Genomic DNA, 21,385 nt, shown 5'->3' with positions numbered 1-21,385 from the left:
GTTCACCCCGCGCCGCCAGACTTCGAGCATGAGCGAATCCCCGCAGAGCGGCGCGGTGCCCGAGCCCGCTGCGATGGCCAACAGCGGTGCGGTCGGAGTCATCGGCCTCGACCTGCGCGGCGAGACACCGGCCCCCAAGAAGCAGGTCTACTCGTGGGCGCTGTGGGACTGGGCGACGCAGCCCTTCAACACGGTCATCCTCACTTTCATCTTCACCGCCCTGTACCTCACGACCGAGGCATTCCTGCCGGCGTCGATCGCGGGACTCGACGCGAAGGACCCGATCCGCGAAGCCGCCGAGGCCGACCTCGCCTCGGGACTCGGCCTCGGGTCGACGATCGCCGGAATCGCGATCCTCCTGATCGCACCGGTGCTCGGCCAGCGAGCGGATGCCGCGGGCCGTCAGAAGCTCTGGCTCGGGATCGGCACCGGCGCGCTCATCGCCTGCATGTTCGGCCTGTGGTTCGTCGAACCCACGCCCGCGCTGTTCTGGCTCGGCGTGGCGCTGATCTCGGCGGGCTCCGTGTTCGGCGAGATCGCGGCCGTGAACTCGAACGCGATGCTCATCGGCATCGCGAATCCGAAGACCGTCGGACGCATCTCGGGTCTCGGCTGGGGCTTCGGCTACATCGGCGGCATCATCGCGCTCGTCCTCGTCGTCGTCTTCTACATGCTCGACTGGTTCGGCCTCCCCGAGGACGGCGGGCTGCCGTTCCGCATCATCGCGGTCGGCTGCGCGATCTGGGCGATCGTCTTCTCCATCCCGATCTTCCTCAACGTGCCGGAGCCCTCGCTCGGCCGCCCCGAGCGCAAGGTCGGCTTCTTCGCGTCGTACGGGCTGCTCGTGAAAGACGTCACGGGCCTCTACCGCAACCCCGAGACCCGTCAGACATTCTGGTTCCTGCTGTCGAGCGCGGTGTTCCGCGACGGACTCGGCGGCGTCTTCGCGTTCGGCGCGGTCATCGCCAGCCAGGTGTTCGACTTCGCGTTCCTCGACCTCGTGATCTTCGGCATCGCGGCGAACCTCATCGCAGGGGTCTCCACCATCATCGCCGGACGCTACGACGACCGATTCGGTCCGAAGCGGATCATCCTCATCTCTCTCGCATCCATGGTGATCGCGGGCCTCGCCGTGTTCTTCCTGGTGGATGCCGGCACGGTCGTGTTCTGGATCGGCGGTCTGGTGCTCTGCGCCTTCGTCGGCCCCGCCCAGGCGGCGTCGCGATCGTTCCTCGCCCGCATCACCCCGGCCGGGCGCGAGGGCGAGATCTTCGGCCTCTATGCCACGACCGGGCGGGCGGCGAGCTGGATGGCATCGGGCGCCTGGACGCTGCTGATCGTGCTCTCGGGCTCGACGTCATACGGCATCCTCGGCATCGTGATCGTGCTGATCGCGGGCTTCCTGCTGCTGCTGCCGGTGAAGGCGACGCAGAAAAACTGACCAAACCGGGCAGCAGGGATGCCGGCCGGCCAGGCCCGGCGTCTCGACTCAGACGGTGACCGCCTCCTCCGCGCGCGCCGAGGCGTACCGGTTCTCGGGCGTCTTCAGGCCGAGGTTCCCGCGCAGCGTGTCGCTCTCGTACTCGGTGCGGAAGACCCCACGGTGCTGCAGGATCGGCACCACCTCCTCGATGAACCGGGTGAGCTGCGCCGGGTGCCCGGCGTGGATGTTGTACCCGTCGAGCCCGTAGGCCTCGAACCACTCCTGCAGGCGGTCGGCCACGGTCTCAGCCGTGCCGACGAACGGGCCGCGGTCACGACGCAGGCTCAGCTGCACCGTCTCGCGCAGCGTCAGCTTCGCCTCGGCGGCATGGGCGACGATCCGCTCGGCCTGCGTGCGGAAGCTGTTCTGCGCGTACCGCAGCACGTCCTGCGGGAACGGGGAGTCGAGGTCGTACTGACGGAAGTCGTGCCAGCCGAACGACCGACCGAACTCGCCCAGCGCCTGTGCGAACGAGTGGTCGCTCGACCGGTAGTGCTGCTCGAGCTCGGCCGCCTCGTCGTCGGTGTCGCCGATCACGACCCCGACTCCGGGCAGGATCACCAGGTCCTCCGGCCGACGGCCGTACTTCGACACCGCCCTGCCCTTGATGTCGTCGTAGAACGCCTTGGCTCCGGCGAGCGTGGCCGCGTGCGTGAAGATGCCCTCCCCCACCTCGGCGCCGAGATCGCGACCCTGCTCGGAGTCGCCGGCCTGGAAGATCACCGGCGCTCCCTGCGGCAGCCGCTCGATGTTCAGCGGTCCCGTGACCGAGAAGTACTCGCCCCGGTGATTCACCATGTGCAGCTTCGAGGGGTCGAGGAACTGCGCGGTCGCACGATCACGCGGCAGCGCGTCGGGCTCGTACGAGTCCCACAGCGCCTGCACGAGCTTGACGTGCTCGCTCGCCCGCCCGTAGCGGGTGTCGTAGTCGTAGTGCTCGTCGAGTCCGTAGTTGCCCGCTGTTCCGGCATCCCCGCTGGTGACGACGTTCCACCCGGCGCGGCCGTGGCTGATGTGGTCGAGCGACGCGAAGCGCCGCGCCACGTTGAACGGCGCGTTGTACGAGGTGGTCAAGGTACCGACCAGGCCCACCCTCTTCGTGTGGGTGGCGAGGGCGGACAGCAGCGTGAGCGGCTCGAGCCTGCTCAGGTAGTGAGGCGGTGAATCCGGGGTGATGTATTGGCTGTCGACGATGAAGACGAGGTCGAACTTCGACTCCTCGGCCTTCTTCGCGTGCTCGATGTACCAGTCGATGTCGACGCTCGCGTTCGCGGGGATCTCGGGGTCCAGCCACAGATTGTGATTGCCCGGCCCTCCGGATCCGGTGAGCACGAGTCCGAGCTTGAGCTTCCTGTCGGTCATGATGTTCTCTCCTAGGCTTCGACGAGGGCGGATGCCGAGGCATTCGCCGTGTTGCTGTTCTCGGGCACCCGGAGTCCGAGGTTGCCGCGCAGCGTGTCGGCCTCGTATTCGGTGCGGAAGAGTCCCCGACGCTGCAGGATCGGCAGCACCTCGGACGTGAAGGTGTCGATGTCGTCCGGCGTGCGCGCGCGCAGGTTCAGTCCGTCGGCGGCGCGGCCGAGGAACCAGTCCTGGATCGTGTCGGCGACGGTCTCGGGGCTGCCGATGAACGGCGACGGCGAGTACTGCGTGAACTCCTCGACCGTCTGGCGCAGCGAGAGCCCTCCTTCGGCGGCCCGTCCGACGATCGCCGCCGAGCGCGTGCGTCCGCCCTTCTCGGCCAGCGCGCTGACATCGGGGAACGGGGCATCGAGGTCATGCTGCGAGAAGTCGTACGCCCCGAAAGCCCGACCGAAGGCGGCGAGCTTGCGGTCGAAGTCGTTGTCGGACTCGTAGATCTCGCGGGCGAGGCGGTGCGCCTCGGCATCCGTCGATGCGATCACCGGTGTCGCGCCGACCAGGATCACGAGGTCGTCCCAGTGCCGACCGTGCTGCGCGAGGCGGCCCTTCACGTCCTTGTAATAAGCACGGGCGGTGTCGATGTCCTCGCCGGGAGCGTAGATGCCCTCGGCCACCTCGCCCGCGAGGGTCTTGCCCTCCTCCGAGATGCCGGCCTGGAAGATGACGGGCTGGCCCTGCGGCGAGCGCGAGAGGTTGAGCGGCCCGTCGACTCGGAAGTGCTCGCCCCGGTGGTTCAGGGGGTGCAGCTTCGCGGGGTCGAGGAAGAGGTCGTTCTCGACGTCGGCGACGAACGCGTCGTCTTCGTACGAGTCCCACAGGCCGCGCACGACCTGCACAGCTTCGAGTGCGCGGCCGTAGCGCGTCGCGTAGTCGAGGTGCTCCTCGAGTCCGTAGTTGCGCGAGGTTCCGGTGTCGAAGCTGGTCACCACGTTCCAGCCGGCGCGGCCGTGGCTGATGTGGTCGAGCGATCCGAACCGACGGGCCAGGTTGAACGGCGAGTTGTACGTCGAGCTGGCCGTGCCGATCAGGCCGAGGTTCTTCGTGTGAGTCGCGACGGCCGACAGCAGGGTGAGGGGCTCGAGGCGGTTGAGGTAGTGCGCGGGGTAGGTCGCGTTGATGAACTGGCTGTCGACGATGAAGAGCGCGTCGAACAGCGCGGCCTCGGCCTGCTTCGCCCTCGCGATGTACCAGTCGATGTCGATCGACGCGTTCGCCGGGATCCGCGGGTCCTTCCAGAGGCTGTGCTGGCCGGGGCCGCCGACCCCGTACACGCTGAGGGCGATCTTGAGCTTGCGTTCGGTCATGTCCGTCTCCTGGGTGTTCTGGGGGCGTGTCGCGGGATCGATGGAGGTTGCCGTCAGCTCGCGTCGAGCACCTGGCGCAGGCGCACCCGCTCTTCGCGGTCGATGGCACCGGCATGCAGGCTCGGCGCGGAGCCGACGAGCAGTCGGGTGTACGGATGCTGCGGGTCGTTCACGATGTCCTCGGTGCGACCGACCTCGACGACCTCGCCGCGGTAGAGCACCACGACGCGGTCGGTCACGCCTGCGACGGATCCGAGGTCGTGTGAGATGAAGACGAGCGACGTGCCCGCCGCTCGTAGCTCGTTCAGGATCTCGAGGATCGACACCCGGTTGGCGGCATCCAGCGCGCTCACCGGCTCGTCGAGGATCAGCACGCGCGGTTCGGTCGCGAGCGCCCTGGCCAGCAGCACGCGCTGACGCTGCCCTCCCGAGAGCTCGCCGGGGAAGCGCACGAGCAGGTCGCGGTCCAGCCGCACCTGCTCGAGGCGGAAGTCGATGCGGTCGCGGATCTGCTCCTTCGACAGCCGCCGCTGCAGACGCAGCGGCTCGGTCAGCGACTCGCCGATCGTGAGGTCGGGGTCGAGCGCGCGCAGCGGATCCTGGAAGACGTACTGGATCGAGCCGCGGCGACGGAACTCGCGCCACTGCCGCGCGCCGAAGGCGGTGACCTCCTCACCGCCGATGTGCACGCTGCCCGCTCGAGCCGGAACCAGACCGACCATGGCCCTGGCGATCGTCGACTTGCCCGACCCTGTCTCGCCGATGATGCCCACGGACTCCCCGACTCCCACCTCGAACGTGGCGTCGTGGATGATCTGCGCGCGGTGCCGGCCGGTGCCGTACGACACCTGCAGACCCTCGATGCGGATGGCGGGGGTCTGCTCTTTCCCTGCGGGGCTCTGCTCCGTCCCTGGCGCGCTCTGCTCAGACATGGGTCGCCTCCACTCGGCGGAAGCGGTCGAGTCCGTAGGTGTTGTGCTCGTCGATCAGGAGACGGGTGTACTCGTGCTCGGGCTCGAACAGCAGGCGCTTCGCCGGCCCCTGCTCGACGACCTCTCCCTGACGGAGCACCAGCACGTCGTCGCAGGTCTGCGCGATGACCGCGAGGTCGTGCGAGACGACGATGAGCGCGAGTCCGTGCTGCTCGGTGAGGTCGATGAGAAGGTCGAGGATCTCGGCCTGCACCGTGACGTCGAGGGCGGTGGTGACCTCGTCGGCGATCAGGATCCGCGGCTCGAGCGAGATGGCGGAGGCGATCAGCACCCGCTGCAGCATGCCGCCGGAGAGCTCGTGCGGGTAGCTGCGATAGATCAGCTCGGGGTCACGCAGGCGCACGTCGTCGAGCAGCGCGATCGTGCGGCGCTTCGCCTCTCTGCGCTTCAGGCCGCCGCGCACGCGCAGGGCCTCGGCGATCTGCGGGCCGACCCGCAGCGAGGGGTTGAGGTACGAGCCGGGGTCCTGGAACACGGCGGTGATGCTGACGCCGCGGAGCTTCTCCCAGTCGCGCGCCGTGAAGCCGGCGATGTCACGGCCGAACAGCTCGACGCGTCCGTGCGAGACCTCGAACAGCCGCGGAAGGATGCCGAGGATCGCCCGGCACGTCAGCGTCTTGCCGCTGCCGGACTCGCCGACGATGCCGACCACTCGTCCGGGGCGCAGATCGAAGCTCACACCTCGGACGAGCTCTTCACCTGTGTGACGGTGGGCGATGCGCACGTCGTGCAGACGCAGGACGCTGTCGCCCTCCACGCTCGCCGCTGCTGCGGTCTCGGTCGCGGTGATGGTCATGACGAGCTCCTTCCGGCGAGGGCGTCCGCGGATGCGGATGCCGGCGGGTTCTTGCGGTCGTGGGCACGGCGGGTGCGGCGGCTGCGCGCGGCATCCCTCTCGGTGAGCAGGGTGCGGCCCGACTCTCCCGCGACGTCGCGGATGACGTCGGCGAGCAGGTTGAACGCCCACACCGAGAGCATGATCAGCACGGTCGTGAAGACCGGCGCGTACGGGCGCTGGGTGAGGTAGCCGAGGTCGCTCGCGAGCACCCCTCCCCACGACGGGGCTGGCGGCTGGATGCCGATGCCGAGGAACGTCAGGCTCGAGACGATCACGAAGCCGACGCCGAGCGTGTTGGCGGTGGCGATCGCGATCGGCGGCAGCACCTTCGACCACACGTGCGTGCGGACGATCCAGCCGGTGCGCGCACCGGAGAGGATCGCCGCCTCGACGTACTGCGACTTCGCCACGCTCAGAGTCGCCGCGCGGGAGACACGGTAGAAGAGCGGGGAGACGAGGATGCCGACGGTGAGCATCGCCTGCGGGATGCCGTTGCCGAGCAGCGCGGTCGCCGCGACCGCGAACACGAGGAACGGCAGCGCGATGAGCGTGTCGACGAATCGCAGTGTGAGCCACTCGAACACCCGGCCGAGATACACCGACAGGATGCCGGGGATCGCCCCGGCGAACAGCGCGATGACGGCGACCTGCACGGCGCCGAACACACTGATCGGGGCGCCCGCGAGGATGCGGCTGAGCACGTCGCGACCGAGGTAGTCGGTGCCGAGCCAGTGCGCCGCCGACGGGTGCGCGAGCACCTCGGGCGTGCCGAGCAGCGGGTCGTACGGCGCCAGCAGAGGACCTGCGAACGCGAGGATCGCGATGAACACCAGGAAGGCCGCGGCGAATCGGCCGGCCGGCAGCGCGAGGATGCGACGGATCATCTCAGACTCCTCTCGCCGATGCGGGGTTGAGGCGCACCAGCAGCAGGTTGACGATGAGGTTGAAGACCACGACCAGGACGATCGCGATCACGAGCACTCCCTGCACCGCCGGGACGTCGCCGCGGTTGGCCGAGTCGGCGGCGAACTTGCCGAAGCCGGCGAGGCCGAAGATCGCCTCGGTGACCACGGCGCCGCCGAGGAGTGCCGGGAACTTCATGCCGAGCACCGTCAGTGCAGGACCTGCGCCGTTGCGCAGCGCGTGCACGAGGAAGATGCGGCGAGAGCTGAGACCGCGCATCTGCGCGCCGGTGACGAAGTTCTCGCGGTAGGCCTGGATGAGGCCGACGCGCATCTGCCTGGCGAGGTCGGCGACCGTGTCGAAGCTGAGGGCGATTGCGGGCAGCCACAGGTGCCAGAGCCAGAGGCTGACACCGCCCTGTTCGAGCGGGATGTACCCGGCCGAGGGGAACCAGCCGAGCGTCACTGCGAAGACCGCGACGAGCGCGATGCCGACGACGAACGACGGCATGACCGAGATGACGGTCGTGAAGCCGGTGATGGAGCGGTCGAGGACGCTGGTCGGGTAGGCCGCGGCGAGCACGCCGAGACCGAAGCCGAACACGATGCCGATGAGGAGCGCGAGGCCGGCGACCGACAGGCTGATCGCGGCACGCGAGACGAGGAGATCGGCGACCGGGGCGCCGTTGTACCAGCTGTTGCCGAGGTCACCCTGCAGGATGCCGCCGAACCAGTCGAGATACTGCACGATGAACGGCCGGTCGAGCCCCCACTGATGCTCGAGGGCGGCGACCTGCTCGGGGGTCGCCGACTCCGAGAGCTGCAGGTGTGCGGGGCTGAGGCCGCTGAGACCCTGCAGCGCGAAGGTGATGAAGGTCGCGAACAGGAAGACCGTCGCGAACACGATCACTGTATGGCCGATGAGGCGACCCGCTGCCGCGAGGTGCGCGCCGGCGCGGAGCGGCGTGCCGGCGGCGTTCGCGGTCACAGCACCGGGCTTCTGCACGGGGGCCGAGGCGAGGGCGGTCATGCGGTTCTCCTTACCTTCTCGATGACGGGGCGCGTGTCGTCTCGGTGCTTCGCTCCTCACTCAACGACCGGAGTGATGATCTCCGGTCGTCGAGCGAGCGAAGCGAGACGGAACGCGTCAGTCGCTGACGGTGACGCCGGTCAGGCTGATCTGCCCCGGGATCTGGGGCAGGTCCGAGACCTTCGGCGACTTCACGATGAGCGTGGGTGTGCCCACCGTGAAGACGAGGGCGCCGCTCTGGAGTCCTGCACGCGTGGCGTCCTGCAGGTTCTCGGCGTAGTCCGGCGAGTCGAGCGGCGTCTCACGGGCGACCTTGATCGCCTCGTCGAAGCCCTCGGGAACGTACGGGCTCGACAGGTTGAGCGGGCCGTCCTGGCCGAAGTGCGCCGTCAGGGTCTGCACCGGAGACTCGCGTCCGGTGGTGCCGTACGTCGAGAGCACGAGGTCCTTCGCGAAGAAGGGCGTCGCCCAGTCGGGAGCGACCGTGATATTGGCGGTGATGCCGACGGCCGCGAGCTGCGCCTGAATGACCTCGTTGATGACGGCATCCGCGCTGACCACGAAGTCGACGACGATCTCACCGGGCTCGTAGCCGGCATCCGCGAGGATCTTCTTGGACTCCTCGGGGTCGTAGGGCCACAGGTCGTCGGACTCGTCGTCGTAGGCGATGTATCCCTCGGGGAACGGCTGAGTGGTGGCGTAGCCGAGACCGAACGTGACCTTCTCGACGAGCTCGTCGCGGTCGATCGCATGACGGACCGCGTCGACCACTGCCGGATCGTCGAAGGGCGCCTTGTTGATGTTGAGGCTGAGGTTCGACGCCGAGTACACGGGGTGCGTCGCGACGTCGAGACCCGCGTCGGTCGCGGCGTCGTACTGCGCCGGGGCGAGGCCGTACGCGAAGTCGTAGACACCGGTCTGGATCGAGGCGACCAGGGTCGACGGGTCAGGAGCGGTCGAGAGCTCGACACGATCGATGTGGATGTTGTCGGCGTCCCAGTAGTCGGGGTTCTTCTCGAAGTAGATGTGGGACTCCGGCACGTACTCGGTGACCGTGAAGGGGCCGGCGCCGACGGGCCACTGGTCGAGCTTCGCCGGGTCCTCGGCGGCGACCGGGCTGGTGATCTGCGCGGTGCGCTTGCCCAGCAGCAGCGGGATCTGGTGATCGACCTGATTGAGGTGCACCGTGACGTCGGTCTCGCTGTCGGCCGTGACCGACTCGATCGAGGTCAGATCGCCGAACAGCGCCGAGTTCTCCTGCGTCTTGGCCCGCTCGATGTAGAGCTTGACGGCTTCGGCGTTCAGCGGCTCGCCGTCCTGGAAGACGAGCCCCTCACGCAGATGGAACGTGACCGCCGTGCCCTCGGCGTTGTAGTCCCAGCTCTCGGCGAGCCCGGGGGCCGCCTCGCCCTTCTCGTCGATCTCGGTGAGCGAGGCGTAGGCGAGCGCGGTCAGGTTGAAGCCGAATCCGGAGCCCTGCACGATCGGGTCCCAGTGGGCGGGCAGGGTCGCGGCCCAGCGGAGGACGGACTCGCCGCCCTCGTCTTCCGAGCTGCTCGACGCCGGGGTCGCGGCGCACGCGGTGAGCGCCAGGGCTCCCACGAGCAGCGCTGCGGCTGCGGTTCGAAGTCGAGTGAATCTGCGGGTCATGAGCTGTTCCGTTCTGCGGTGTCTGGCTTGTCTCGGTGCGGGTGGTGGCCATCCTGACGCGGGTCAGAGGGGCGGCGATAGGGAGGTGTCACAAAGGTTCCGGCGACGAAACCTGGCGTCACATGTCGTCGTCGGAGGACTCCGACGACGGGCGATCAGCGGGTCGCGGATGCCGTCGCGGGGGTCTCCGCGGCCGCATCCGTGCCTGCGGTCACGAGGGTGTCGCGAGCGGGAGTGCGCCCGTAGACGCGGTCGAGGACTGCTGCGGCATCCGCTGCGTCCACGCCTCGCCATGCGACGTGGTGGTCGGGTCGGACCAGCGCGTAGGGGGCGCCGTAGAGCTCGCGTGCGCCGGCATCGGGGAGGTGGATCACCTCGAGGCTGATCGCCCGTTCCCGCGCCGCCTCGGTGAATCCGACGACCGCGGAGACGTCGTCGGAGAGGACCAGCAGGGCCACATCGCCGCCGATGCGGTCGTACAGTGTGACGCCGTACGGGTCGATGATGCCGTTGGGTGCGCGATGCCCCGGACGACCGCCGGGCACATAGACGCCGGCATCCCAGGGCGTCTCGGTCGCGGCCTGGTCGGGCTCGTAGGCGATCACCGGGGAGTCGTCATAGCGCTCGTCGAAATAGACGCCGACGTCGCGACGCTGGCCCTGGGCGAGGATCTCGCGGATGCGGTCGCGTCGCTCCTCGGCCTCGGGACTCGTGTCGTCGTCTGCGGGGAATCCGAGCCTGCGGGCCTCGTCGACGTTGCTCTCGGTGCGGTCGGCGCGCGCCTTGGCCGAGGCGCCGACGCGGGCGTTGTGCGGCCGGCGTTCGCGGTCGTAGGAGTCGAGCAGGGCGTCACCGCCGGTGCCGCGCAGGACTGCCGCGAGCTTCCACCCGAGGTTGAACACGTCGCCGAAGCCCTCGCCGAGGTTGCCGCCGGGCGTGCGCACGTGGGCGGCATCGCCGACGAGCAGCACTCGACCCTGCCGGAAGGTCTTCGCGAGCCGGGTGCTCTTGAAGTAGGGGGTCACGTCGACGACCTGGAGTGAGAGGTCCGAGCCGAAGGCCGCGCGGGCGAGCGTCAGGAGCTCCTCCTCGGTGGGGGTGTGCTCGAGCGGGTACGGACCCGCGTAGACACGCCAGTCGGTCTCGTTGAGAGCTGCGAGGAAGCCGGAGTGGATGCCGTTCACGATCACGTTCACGGCGCTCGGGAACGGGTCGCGGCCGGCGTAGTCGCCCTCGGTGCGCACCACGAAGCGGAAGTGCCGATCCGTCGCATAGGCGCCGTCCCGTTCGATTCCCGCGAGAGTGCGCACGGTGCTGCGGGCGCCGTCGGCACCGACCACGTACTTCGCTCGGATGCGACGGACGGCCCCGGTCTCGACATGTTCGACGGTCGCGATGACCCCGTCGCGTGCTCCGGCATCCTGCTGGTCGCCGGATGCGCCCGATGCACCGGATGCACCCGATGCACCCGATGCGCTCTCGAGCAGCGAGAGCAGGCGCCATCCGCCGGCCACCGATACGTCGAGTTCGGCCAGCTGGTCGAGGAACGCCTGCTGCAGGGCGGTCTGCGGGCGGCGCAACGATTCGGCCAGCGAGTACGGGTTCTCGGCGCGGCCGGTGAAGCCGGGACGGCCGGTCGGAGTGCCGGGGCGTGTGAGGTCGTGGCCGATCAGGGAGGTGCGGAACGTGGTGCCGAGGTTCCACTCGGGCGGGAAGGTCCAGCCGCGACGGATGCGGTCTTCGACGCGCCACTGCTGGAAGAACTCCACCGTGCGGGCGCTGTGCCCCATCGCCCCGGCTCGGATCAGGCGGAACGAGGTCGCCGCATCGACCACGGCGACGTCGACCTTCTGCCTGTTGAGCTCGAGCGCGGTCGCGAGACCCGACGGCCCCGCACCGACGACGAGGACCTCGACCTCCTGCGGCGGGGTGCCGTGTGCGAGCAGCACCGTGTCGACGTGCCGCTCTCCGCGGCTGATCTCGTTCTGGGCGACCATGGGGGAACCTCCAGGCTGGGGTCGGGAATGCAGATCATCATTCGCCTCACCCGCGGCGCATGGGTCTGCGGTGTCACAGAACTTCTGCGCGCGTCATGCGGCGTCACCGGACGACACGGGCCGACAGCCGGCGCCGCCGCCGAAGCCGCGCTGGCTACTGTGAGCCGCACATCGCATCGGACCGGAGGACAGAGATGACGATCACCGACACAGGGACGACACCCGCTCCCGCCTTCGACTTCGACTTCGTGCAGGAGTGGCAGCAGTGGCACGACGGGATCGAGGCGCAGCGGCGGACCCCGCACAGTTTTCTCGCGTACACGAGCTTCAACCTGTTGAGCGAGGAGCCGCAGCGCTTCGACGACGTGCCCGGCACCTGGACGACGGGCCCGGAGGGCGTGATCGTGCAGCTCGACGCCGGACAGGTGCTCGATGTCGACGGCGCCGCGGTGCGAGGGGTGCACCAGTGGGGCGTGATCGACGAGCGCACGTTCCATCGGGCTCGCTTCGAAGACGCCGTGGTCGAGGTCTCGAAGCGCGGCGGCCGGGACATCGTGCGGCCGCTGCATCCGGAGCATGCGCTGCGCACCGAGTACGCCGGCACGCCCACCTTCGCGCCCGATGAGCGCTGGGTGGTCGAGGGCGTGTTCGAACCGGAGCCGCTGCGCGACATCGACATCGCGGCGGCGATCCCGTCGATCGAGCACGTGCATGCGACGCCGGGCAGGGTGCGTTTCTCCGTGGACGGCATCGAGTCCACCGTCACGCTGATCGGGCAGGGGCCGGATGCCGCGGTGCTGCTGTTCCGCGATTCGACGAGCGGCGTGACCACGTACGGCGCGAGCCGGACTCTCGCGGTGACGTTGCCGAGCGGGGGCGACCGTCGCGTGATCCTGGACTTCAATCGGGCGAGGAATCTGCAGTGCGCCTACACCGACTACTCTCCGTGCCCGTTGGCGCCGGTCGAGAACTGGCTGCCGTTCGCGGTCGAGGCGGGTGAGAAGACGCCGCTCGCCCGCACGTCATGACCGCAGGAGTAGCCTGACCGCGTGACGGTCATCATCGCTTTTCTCGCCAACATCCTCGTCGCTATCGCGAAGACCGTCGCGGCGGTGCTCACATCGTCGGCGTCGATGGTGGCGGAGGCTGCGCACTCGTGGGCGGATGCCGGCAACGAGATCTTCCTCCTCATAGCCGATCGTCGTGGCGCCCGCGCGAAGGATGAGCGGCACCCGCTCGGCTACGGTCGCGCGGCGTTCGTCTGGTCGCTGATCGCCGCCTTCGGGATCTTCACCGCAGGGTCGATCGTGTCGATCATGCATGGCGTGCAGGAGCTGTCCGCGACCGGACCTGTCGAGAGCCCCGCCGTCGCCTACACGGTGCTCGGCATCGCGTTCGTGCTGGAGGGCGCGTCGTTCACGCAGGCGATGGTGAAGTCGCGACGCCTCGCGCGTGAGCGCGGATCGTCGACCTGGGACTATGTGCTCGACACCAGCGACACGACGTTGCGCGCGGTGTTCTTCGAGGACATGGCCGCCCTGATCGGTCTCGTCCTCGCCGCCGGGGCGATCGCGATGCATCAGATCACCGGGGTCGCCGCCTGGGATGCCGTGGGATCGATCCTCGTGGGAATCCTGCTCGGTGTCGTCGCGATCATCTTGATCGGGCGCAACATCGCGTTCCTCGTCGGCTCGAACGCGTCGCCGCAGCTGCGTGACCGCGTGGGGCGCGCGCTGCTCGGTTCGCCGCAGATCCAGCGCCTCACCTACCTGCACATCGAGTACGTCGGACCGAACCGGCTGTTCATCGTCGCCGAGATCGACCTGGCCGGCGACGCCCGGGAACACGATGTCGCCCGACGCCTGCGCGAGATCGAGCAGCAGATCGAGGCGCACGAGGTCGTCGAGACCGTGGTTCTGTCCCTCTCCGTCGACGACGAGGACTCGCTCGTCTTCGGCGCAGGATCCGGCACGGGTGCAGGCGCGCCCGAGCAGCCGCAGTAGCCGCGTCATCCTGCGTGCGCGAAGAGAGGAGGGCTCTGCGCCTGCCTCGCCCCGTGCATTCGCGTCGGCTCTCGCCGCTGCGTCGAAGAACTGAGTCGCGGCGTGTGCCATCGCTGCTCGGGGTCCCACCACCGCGGACCCCGCACCTGCGGAAGACCGTCGTCCATCCGAATCTCCCACCCCGAGCTGCCGAGACTTCGGTGATGCCACCAGCACAACGGCACACCGTTATCCGTATGCGTCGGCCCACCCCTCGCATGCTCTGTCACATGGTGAATCTCGCACCACGACGCCGGAACATGACAGCCCGGAATCAGGCACTCCTGATCGCGGGCGACGATCGCCCGCCGTTGATGCACCGTGAAGACCCGGTCGGTGGTTGTGATCCCGATGATCCGACCTTCATCCATGAGCACCCGTTGGATGGTCCCCGAGCATCCGACGTGCGCGGCGACGCTCACAGGCAGCTGCCCCCATGCACCGCTGACGCTCGCACGCCCGGTGCCGCTATCGAGGTCTTTCGCATCGACCGTCACGACCAGTACCGGACCCGCACCTCCGAGCGTGGGCATGTCCCGGTGGCGTGCAGCGATCGCCAGGGCCGCGGCAAGAGCATCGTGCCGCTTCTGCGCAGCCGTGCGGCCGTCGATCACGTTGCGCGGATCCGAGTTGAACGGATCTTCTTCGGCACCGCGCTCGTCGGCGCCGCTCTCGTCGGCACGGCGCTCGTCGGCACCGTTCTCGTCGGCATCACCCTCCCCCTGCGTGAACGCCACCCCCGGCTTCGGCGGACCGTCGCCCTTGGGGTTGTTCTGCGCGTCGAGGATCAGCTCCAACTGCGCGGCGACCTCGGGCGTCAGATAGCCCTTGATCGAGCGCAATCCGTCACGCACCCGCCCGAGCGTGATGCCTCGCCGGCGGGTGGGCTCGTCGCCGGGTTCGTCTCCGTCGGGGTCGAGCAGCGCGACCAGCGTCTCGGCAAGCAGCTTCAGCTCTTCGAGAGTGGGTGCCGGACCCTGAACCTCGTCATCGGGTCCACCCGCAGGATCAGGCCTGATGCCCCGCGCCGCCCGGGCAAGGCACATGTCGGCCTCGAGCCGATCATCGACGCTGATGCGATACGACACCTTCTCGAGCGGTTCGGTAGCCGCGAGCATGCCCGCGACTCCTATCGCACCGTCGAGCATCGCCTCTCGCAACGCCGGCCAACGCGCGGGCAGTCGATCGCCCGACACCAGGTTCACATTCCGCCGGATCAGGGCGACGACCTTCTCGACCCGTGTGGCCCCGCGCACATCTGTCAGCAGTGTGCGCTGCAGCAGTTCGTTCGGTGTGCGGCAGCCCGTGGAATGCGGGAAGTCCACCGCATCCGTCGAGGCGATCGTCTCGACCACCACGGCCTCGACCCGCCGGAACGCCGCGCCGGCCGCCTGCAGCACCTCTACCCGTTCAGCGTCTGACAGCCCCGCGAGCGCGTCGTCGGACAGCACCCGATCGAGGTCGGCGACGACCTGATCGACAAGGGCGCGAGTGCGGGATGACATGACTCCATCTCACTCGGGGCCACCGACATTCCAAGCGCAGAATCGGGCACTTTTCGACCAGATCAGAAGCATATTCTGGAACACCGGAGCAGCGTTCCGGAATGCCGATCGCGAACGCCACGGTCGCCGGCGAGACACTGACCGAGCGCTCAGCTCTCCCAGTTGTCGGCGAGCTTGTTCAGCAGGTTCGCGAGCTGCTCGCGCTCATCTTCGGTGAACGCCGCGAGCGCCTTGCCAAGTGCTTCACGCCGCTCGCCCCGCATGCCTCGCGCGACCTTGCGGCCCTCATCCGTGAGCGCGATGCGCGTGCGTCGCGCGTCGTCAGGATCCGCCTCACGCCGCACGAAACCGTGCGCGACCCCCTGCTGCACGAGTCGCGAGGCGCGCGGCTGATCGACGCCGATCGCCGCACCGAGGTCGCTCACGCTCAAGGGCGCAGCCGCCGCCGCGAGCGCTTCGAGCATCCGCATCCGAGCCGGCCCCCCGAAGCGTCCGGACGGGTCGTTCATCCACGGAGGCATGCCGGGACGCCCCGAGTGCGCGTGGCCATGACCATGATCGTGACCACCCTGCTCGAAGTGATCAGAATGCGGGCCAGCGTGCCAGCCGTGGGGCCCACCCATTCCGCGGGGGCCGCGACCGCGTTCACCCGGACGGCGTCCGCGCAGACGGGACAGGGCGCGGGCGATGGCCTCGGTGGGGTCGTTCTCTTCGGCACTCACCCCACGATTTTACATGCGACTTGACATGCATCCGCACTGCATGTCACACTACATATACATGCATAGTGACAAGCACATGCTCCATGACATCTAAGGAATCACCTCATGAACACCTCTGACACTCAGAACACACACACCACTCCCCGCCCGTTCGGCTTCTGGATCAAGGCCGTCGACCGCCTGATGGCCGCCGAGTTCGCCTCGGCCTTCGAGGGCGAGCAGGCGAGCCGCCGCGACTGGCGGATCCTCAACGTGATCGACGGCACGGCGCCTGCGCGCCGCCCGCTGAACGGCCACAAGCTGCACGACCTCGTCGAGCGCGGATGGGTCGTCGCCGATGGCGACGGCTGGACGCTCACCGACGACGGTCGCGCCGCCAAGGAACGACTCGGCGGCATCGTCGACGGCATCCGCGCCAAGGTCACCGACGCCGTCTCTCCCGAAGACCTCGCCACCACACTCACCTCGCTCGAGCAGATCGCCCGCGCATTCGGCTGGGACGAAGAGACCCCTCTTCCCCGTGGACGCGGCCGTCGCCACGGCTTCGGCCCGCGCGGGTTCGGACACGGCTTCGGCCCCGGACACGGCTTCGGCCCCGGCTTCGGCCGTCGCCATGGCAGCCCGTTCGGACGCGGTCGCGACTTCGGCTCGGACTTCGGTCCGGGTCGCGAGCACGGCCGCGACCACGGGTATGAGCACGGTGCGGATGCCGAGTTCGGCACCGACTCCGACTTCGCCGACCGCGCCTGCGCGCACCGCGGACACCGCGGGCACGACCGCTTCGCCGACGAGCGCGGCGGCCACGGCCACGGCGACAGCCACGGCTTCGGTCCCGGCCACGGCCACGGCCATGGCTTCGGCTTCGGCCACGGCCACAGCCGCGGCGACCACCGCACCGCCCGCGCGGCGCAGCACGCCTACGAGCGCGGCTTCGACGCCGGGTTCTCCCGCGGTCGCGACGCCTGACCGCATCCGATAACCGGAACGCCCCGTCTGACCCCGGTCAGGCGGGGCTTTTCTGCGTGCGCGCGGGTGAACGACGCAGGATCAGAAGAGGCCCGGTCGCGACCCGGTGCGTCACTGACCGCGGACATCCTCCGGCCGGAGCAGCCCTGATGCGCCGAGGATCTCGACCCCGAGCAGATGACCGTCGCGATCGAAGTCGAGGATGAGTTCACCGGACATGCCGTCGGGCAACGCCACAGTCACCTGCCGCGCCGCCTCGCCGGGCCGGATCGGCCGCCCGATCGTGGCGTAGGCCGCGTCGACCTCGGGGTCGTAGGTGAGGTCGCCCACGTCACCCGGTCCAGGATGCCGCAGCGGCCGCGACAGAGGAGGAATCGACGGCCGACAGCCCGAAGGTCGTGACCCCGAGGTAGATCGCGCCGATGATCGCCGCGGCGAGGAGCAGCAGCAGGAACGCGAAGATCACGAAGGTCAGTGCGCGATATCCGCCGGACGTCGGAACCTCGGGGGCGACCGACGGCTGAGCCCAGTCGTCTGCGACGGGGGCGGGCTGGTCGCCCGTGAGGATCGCGGGCTTCGGCCGAGTCCGACGGGTGGCCGGAAGCATCGCCTCGGGGGGAGGCGGCGGGATCACGACGTCCGGAACAGACGACTCCGGCGGAGGGGGCGGAATCACCGCATCCGGAACAGACGACTCCGGCGGAGGCGGCGGGATCGTGGCATCCGGAACTGCGCTCTCGAACGGAGGCGGCGGGATGACAGCATCCTCCGACGGGTCGTACGGATCTCTGCTGTCACCGCTCATGTCAGCCTCCTACGGCTCCGACGTCGGTCGTGCCGACGTCCGTCTTGTGGAAGTTCTGGAACGACCGGGATGCCGTCGGCCCCCGCTGCCCCTGGTAGCGGTTGCCGTACGGGCCGGAGCCGTACGGGTTCTCGGCCGGTGAGGTCAGGCGGAAGAAGCACAGCTGGCCGATCTTCATTCCCGGCCACAGCTTGATCGGCAGCGTCGCGACGTTCGCGAGCTCGAGCGTCACGTGCCCGGTGAAGCCGGGGTCGATGAACCCGGCGGTCGAGTGCGTGATGAGGCCGAGGCGGCCGAGCGACGACTTGCCCTCGAGGCGGGCAGCGATGTCATCCGCCAGCGAGACCTGCTCGAAGGTCGCCCCCAGCGCGAACTCGCCGGGGTGCAGGATGAACGGCTCGTCGGGGTCGACCTCGATCAGGCGCGTGAGCTCGGGCTGATCGACCGACGGGTCGATGAACGGGTACTTGTGGTTGTCGAAGAGGCGGAAGTAGCGGTCCAGGCGCACGTCGATGCTCGACGGCTGGATCATCTCCGGCTCGTGCGGATCCAGCCCGATGTGGCCGGATGCGAGTTCTGCTCTGATGTCGCGGTCGCTGAGAAGCACGGCCCCAGCCTAGTTGCCGCATGCCGCCGACACTTTGGCCATGACGGATCAGACGGGTAGGCTGGCGTTCACCCGCTCCTCGGATGCAGGTACGGGGCTGTAGTTCAATGGCAGAACTTCTGCTTCCCAAGCAGATAGCGCGGGTTCGATTCCCGTCAGCCCCTCCACGACTTGCGCGGATTGTATATCGCGACACGAACCGGCGGCCGGCTTCGGTCACGTCCGCAGTCGCCCCGCCGTGGTTAGCATGACCCATGGCAACGACGTCACGCACTCAGCTGCTCGTCAACTCCTCCGTCGCACTCGTGTTGGCCGGCATGACGACGGTCACCCTCCACGAGCTCGCGCACTTCGTCACTTCGTCGGCATTGGGCCATTCCACGACTCTGTTCGCGACCTCGGTCGACAGCGCCGCGACCGACGTGCCGACGAACATCGCGACAGCTGCTGCCGGACCCCTCTTCAGTCTGGTGTTCGGCCTGGCGATCGTCTTCGGAGGCCGACTGTGGGGCGCAGGATTCGGACGGTTGTTCTGGATGTGGTTGGGATTCACCAGCGCCCAGACCGGCTTCGGGTACCTGATGATCGCGATCATCGCGCCCGTCGGCGACACCGGCAAAGTGCTCGAACTGCTCGGAGCGCCGGCGATCCTGTTCTGGGTGTCCCTGGCCGTAGGCATCGCCGGCACCCTCTGGCTGTCGCGGCTCTTCGCCACCCGCGTGGTCGCCTACTCCGACGGCACAGAGCCCTCGATGCGCGCCTTCGGGATCTTCTCGTGGCTGATCGGCACCGGGGCCCTGGTGCTGATCTACGCGGTGACCGTCATGACTCTTCCCGCTGATGCGATCTTCGTCTCGATGATGGGCATCGTGGCCCTGGCGATCTTCGCGCCCATGTTCAGCTTCTTCTACAAGGGCGTCTCCGTGCCCCACGAGCACCTCGCGCTCCGAACTCCGATCATCTGGATCGTGGTCACCGTCGTCGCCGCCCTCGTCGTCATCCTCGTCCTGAATCGCGGCGTCACTCTGGGCTGATCGCCCAGCCCGGATCAGGCATCTGCACACGCGCCGCGAGCGAGAACCCCGGCCGCGGCGTGAGATCGTCGTATCGGGGCAGTATTTCGCGCCACGCCCGCAATCTCCTCCCATCCGAACCGTCACCGGCTCCGAACAAGGGGATACGGGCGGTACTCGCGCGCCCGCGCTGTCGGCAACACGCTCCGACGCCCATCAGCGTCACGCGTCTGAGAGCAACCCCGTACGACCGAGAGGAGCCCCGATGATCGAGTCATCGACCCCGCCGCTTGCAGACCTCGACGGGTACCGCAACGTCACCGACCTGCTCGTCGCACGCGTCGCCTCCGCTCCCGATCACGTCGCCTTCGAGGTGGCAGGGGCGGATACGAACGCGCCCTGGCGACCGATCACGACGCAGGCCTTCTCTGATGAGGTGCGCGCCCTGGCGAAGGGCTTCATCGCCTCGGGCGTGCGACCTGGTGACCCCATCGCGATCATGGCGCCGACGCGCTACGAATGGGCCGTCGCCGACCTCGCATCCTGGTTCGCCGGCGCGGTCGTCGTGCCGATCTACGAGACCTCCTCCGCTTCCCAGGTCGACGCGATAGTCGCGGATGCCGGGGTACGTCTCGCGATCGGCGGCACCACGGAGCACGCGGCTCTTCTGCAGGCGGCACTCGCGAAGACGGATGCGGCCGCGCTCGGAGCCTGGACGATGGATGTCGCCTCGCCCAGCGCTCTCATCGACCTGGTCGCGCGCGGCGTCGATGTCTCCGACGACGAGCTCGAGTCGCGCAGGACGTCGGCCTCGCAGGACGACGCCGCGACGATCGTCTACACCTCGGGCACCACCGGTGAGCCCAAGGGCGTCGTGCTCACGCATCGGAACTTCCTCGGGCAGGTGCTCAACATCGCCGCCGCGTATCGCGAGATCGTGAACGAGAGCGGGAACACCGTCATCTTCCTGCCCCTCGCGCACGTGCTGGCACGCGGGCTGCAGCTGATCTGCCTGGCCAGCGGCATGCGCATCGCGCACCTGTCCGACCCGTCGACCGTCGTCGCCACCCTCGACACACTGCGCCCGACCTTCCTGGTCGTCGTGCCCCGCGTGCTGCAGAAGATCCAGGCGGCCGCTGGCGACAAGGCCGCTGAGAAGAAGCTCTCGGCAGTGTGGGCGAAGGCCCGCTCGACGGCCATCGCCTGGGGCCGCCGTGCCGAGCGCATCGATGCCGGCCGCCGTGTGCCGAGGGACCGCGGGCTCCGCCTGCGTCACCGCTTCTTCGACGCGCTCTTCTACCGGCGCCTGCGCACCGTGATGGGCGGACGCGTCGGCTACATCCTGTCGGGGGGTGCCGCGCTCGACGCCGAGCTCTCGCTCTTCTTCCGCGGCATCGGGGTCCCCGTCATCGAGGGCTACGGCCTCACCGAGACGACGGCACCCCTGACCGGCAACCTGCCCGGTCGCATCTCCTCCGGCAGCGTCGGCTCTCCGCTGCCTGGTCTCACGGTGCGCATCAGCGACGAGGGAGAAGTGCTCGCCCGCGGCCTCGGCGTCTTCGGCGGCTATCGCAATCCGGCCCACGACGAGGGCGCGTTCGTCGACGGCTTCTTCCGCACCGGCGACCTCGGGCGTCTCGACGACCAGGGCCGGCTGATCCTCGAGGGCCGCCTCAAAGACGTGATCGTGACCTCCAACGGCAAGACGATCGTGCCGACCCGCTGGGAGGGCGCCGTCGAAGCGGATCCGCTCGTCTCGCACGCCGTGATGGTGGGCGAGGGCAAGCCGTACCTCTCGGCGCTGCTCGTGCTCGACCCTGAGCAGACGCTCGCCTGGGCGGACGCCCAGGGCACCAGCATCCCCGCCGTCACCCAGCCCGACATCCGCGAGGTCACCGACCCGGCGCTCCGCGCCCACCTGCAGCGTGCCGTCGACGCCGCGAACGCGCTCGTGGCACGCAGTGAGCAGGTGCGGCGCTTCAGCGTGGTCTTCGCCGACCTCGAAGACCGCGGGCTGGTCACGCCCACCATGAAGCTCAAGCGGAGCGTGGTGCTCGATCGCGCCGGCGCCACCGTCGAAGACCTGTACCTCTGAGAACCGGAAAGA

19 protein-coding genes and 1 tRNA gene are annotated in these 21,385 nt (G+C 68.8%); 7 read left to right on the top strand and 13 right to left on the bottom strand.

Annotated features, from left to right (window positions below; all coding sequences use genetic code 11):
• Nucleotides 1-28: 28 nt before the first annotated feature.
• Nucleotides 29-1,441, top strand: a complete 1,413-nt coding sequence (locus ASF63_RS08680; RefSeq protein WP_056512082.1) for an MFS transporter — start codon at nucleotides 29-31, stop codon at nucleotides 1,439-1,441.
• A gap of 48 nt (nucleotides 1,442-1,489) precedes the next feature.
• On the opposite strand, the gene ASF63_RS08675 is transcribed toward ASF63_RS08680, so the two are convergent.
• The 8 genes from ASF63_RS08675 to ASF63_RS08640 form a co-directional block, all read right to left on the bottom strand.
• Nucleotides 1,490-2,845: an LLM class flavin-dependent oxidoreductase gene (locus ASF63_RS08675; protein WP_056512079.1), complete on the bottom strand. Its 1,356-nt coding sequence runs from the start codon at nucleotides 2,843-2,845 to the stop codon at nucleotides 1,490-1,492.
• 11 nt (nucleotides 2,846-2,856) lie between these two features.
• The gene (locus tag ASF63_RS08670; RefSeq protein WP_056512076.1) at nucleotides 2,857-4,209 is read right to left on the bottom strand and encodes an NtaA/DmoA family FMN-dependent monooxygenase; all 1,353 of its coding nucleotides are present in this window, start codon (nucleotides 4,207-4,209) and stop codon (nucleotides 2,857-2,859) included.
• Nucleotides 4,210-4,262: 53 nt separating this feature from the next.
• The gene (locus ASF63_RS08665) at nucleotides 4,263-5,141 is read right to left on the bottom strand and encodes an ABC transporter ATP-binding protein (protein WP_056512072.1); all 879 of its coding nucleotides are present in this window, start codon (nucleotides 5,139-5,141) and stop codon (nucleotides 4,263-4,265) included.
• Entirely contained in the window at nucleotides 5,134-5,997 is an 864-nt protein-coding gene (locus ASF63_RS08660; RefSeq protein ID WP_056512070.1) for an ABC transporter ATP-binding protein, read from the bottom strand. Before ASF63_RS08660 ends, ASF63_RS08665 begins: the two co-directional genes overlap by 8 nt.
• On the bottom strand, nucleotides 5,994-6,923 hold the full coding sequence (locus ASF63_RS08655; RefSeq protein ID WP_056512067.1) for an ABC transporter permease: 930 nt from the start codon (nucleotides 6,921-6,923) through the stop codon (nucleotides 5,994-5,996). The genes ASF63_RS08660 and ASF63_RS08655 overlap by 4 nt, the downstream gene beginning before the upstream one ends.
• Nucleotide 6,924: 1 nt before the next feature.
• Nucleotides 6,925-7,971: an ABC transporter permease gene (locus ASF63_RS08650; RefSeq protein ID WP_056512064.1), complete on the bottom strand. Its 1,047-nt coding sequence runs from the start codon at nucleotides 7,969-7,971 to the stop codon at nucleotides 6,925-6,927.
• Nucleotides 7,972-8,088: 117 nt separating this feature from the next.
• The gene (locus tag ASF63_RS08645; protein WP_056512062.1) at nucleotides 8,089-9,621 is read right to left on the bottom strand and encodes an ABC transporter substrate-binding protein; all 1,533 of its coding nucleotides are present in this window, start codon (nucleotides 9,619-9,621) and stop codon (nucleotides 8,089-8,091) included.
• A gap of 155 nt (nucleotides 9,622-9,776) precedes the next feature.
• A complete protein-coding gene (locus ASF63_RS08640) occupies nucleotides 9,777-11,618 on the bottom strand; it encodes an FAD-dependent monooxygenase (RefSeq protein ID WP_082477965.1) in 1,842 nt (613 codons plus the stop codon).
• A gap of 194 nt (nucleotides 11,619-11,812) precedes the next feature.
• On the opposite strand from ASF63_RS08640, the gene ASF63_RS08635 reads away from it, so the two are divergent.
• Together ASF63_RS08635 and ASF63_RS08630 are read left to right on the top strand one after the other, a co-directional pair.
• Entirely contained in the window at nucleotides 11,813-12,646 is an 834-nt protein-coding gene (locus tag ASF63_RS08635; RefSeq protein ID WP_056512059.1) for a DUF1684 domain-containing protein, read from the top strand.
• Nucleotides 12,647-12,667: 21 nt separating this feature from the next.
• Nucleotides 12,668-13,621, top strand: coding sequence for a cation diffusion facilitator family transporter (locus ASF63_RS08630; RefSeq protein ID WP_056512057.1), 954 nt, complete (start codon nucleotides 12,668-12,670; stop codon nucleotides 13,619-13,621).
• 5 nt (nucleotides 13,622-13,626) lie between these two features.
• Here ASF63_RS08630 and ASF63_RS08625 read toward each other — a convergent pair whose 3' ends face one another.
• Nucleotides 13,627-15,165, bottom strand: coding sequence for an HNH endonuclease signature motif containing protein (locus ASF63_RS08625; protein ID WP_056512050.1), 1,539 nt, complete (start codon nucleotides 15,163-15,165; stop codon nucleotides 13,627-13,629).
• A 149-nt stretch (nucleotides 15,166-15,314) separates the two neighbouring features.
• Nucleotides 15,315-15,887, bottom strand: coding sequence for a MarR family winged helix-turn-helix transcriptional regulator (locus tag ASF63_RS19425; RefSeq protein ID WP_235560747.1), 573 nt, complete (start codon nucleotides 15,885-15,887; stop codon nucleotides 15,315-15,317).
• A gap of 105 nt (nucleotides 15,888-15,992) precedes the next feature.
• On the opposite strand from ASF63_RS19425, the gene ASF63_RS19420 reads away from it, so the two are divergent.
• Nucleotides 15,993-16,853 carry a hypothetical protein gene (locus tag ASF63_RS19420; RefSeq protein WP_056512042.1) on the top strand — a complete coding sequence of 287 codons (861 nt, stop codon included), beginning with the start codon at nucleotides 15,993-15,995 and terminating at the stop codon, nucleotides 16,851-16,853.
• Nucleotides 16,854-16,964: 111 nt separating this feature from the next.
• Here ASF63_RS19420 and ASF63_RS08605 read toward each other — a convergent pair whose 3' ends face one another.
• The 3 genes from ASF63_RS08605 to dcd are packed head-to-tail and all read right to left on the bottom strand — an operon-like array spanning nucleotide 16,965 to nucleotide 18,265.
• Nucleotides 16,965-17,183, bottom strand: coding sequence for a DUF2283 domain-containing protein (locus ASF63_RS08605; RefSeq protein WP_056512039.1), 219 nt, complete (start codon nucleotides 17,181-17,183; stop codon nucleotides 16,965-16,967).
• A 1-nt stretch (nucleotide 17,184) separates the two neighbouring features.
• Nucleotides 17,185-17,658, bottom strand: coding sequence for a hypothetical protein (locus tag ASF63_RS08600; protein WP_056512036.1), 474 nt, complete (start codon nucleotides 17,656-17,658; stop codon nucleotides 17,185-17,187).
• Between the two features lies 1 nt (nucleotide 17,659).
• Entirely contained in the window at nucleotides 17,660-18,265 is a 606-nt protein-coding gene (gene dcd, locus ASF63_RS08595; RefSeq protein WP_042536862.1) for a dCTP deaminase, read from the bottom strand.
• A gap of 93 nt (nucleotides 18,266-18,358) precedes the next feature.
• Between dcd and ASF63_RS08590 the strand changes: the two genes are divergently transcribed.
• The 3 genes from ASF63_RS08590 (at nucleotide 18,359) to ASF63_RS08580 (ending at nucleotide 21,373) form a co-directional block, all read left to right on the top strand.
• Nucleotides 18,359-18,432: transfer RNA gene (locus ASF63_RS08590), tRNA-Gly, on the top strand.
• An 87-nt stretch (nucleotides 18,433-18,519) separates the two neighbouring features.
• A complete protein-coding gene (locus ASF63_RS08585; protein ID WP_056512033.1) occupies nucleotides 18,520-19,299 on the top strand; it encodes a hypothetical protein in 780 nt (259 codons plus the stop codon).
• 244 nt (nucleotides 19,300-19,543) lie between these two features.
• On the top strand, nucleotides 19,544-21,373 hold the full coding sequence (locus tag ASF63_RS08580) for an AMP-dependent synthetase/ligase (RefSeq protein ID WP_056512031.1): 1,830 nt from the start codon (nucleotides 19,544-19,546) through the stop codon (nucleotides 21,371-21,373).
• Nucleotides 21,374-21,385 lie beyond the last annotated feature (12 nt).

Origin of the sequence: Microbacterium sp. Leaf320 (genome assembly GCF_001423485.1) — a bacterium.
Taxonomy (GTDB): domain Bacteria; phylum Actinomycetota; class Actinomycetes; order Actinomycetales; family Microbacteriaceae; genus Microbacterium.
The sequence above is the reverse complement of the archived record's forward strand: the minus strand, read 5'-3'. Positions and strand labels throughout refer to the sequence as shown.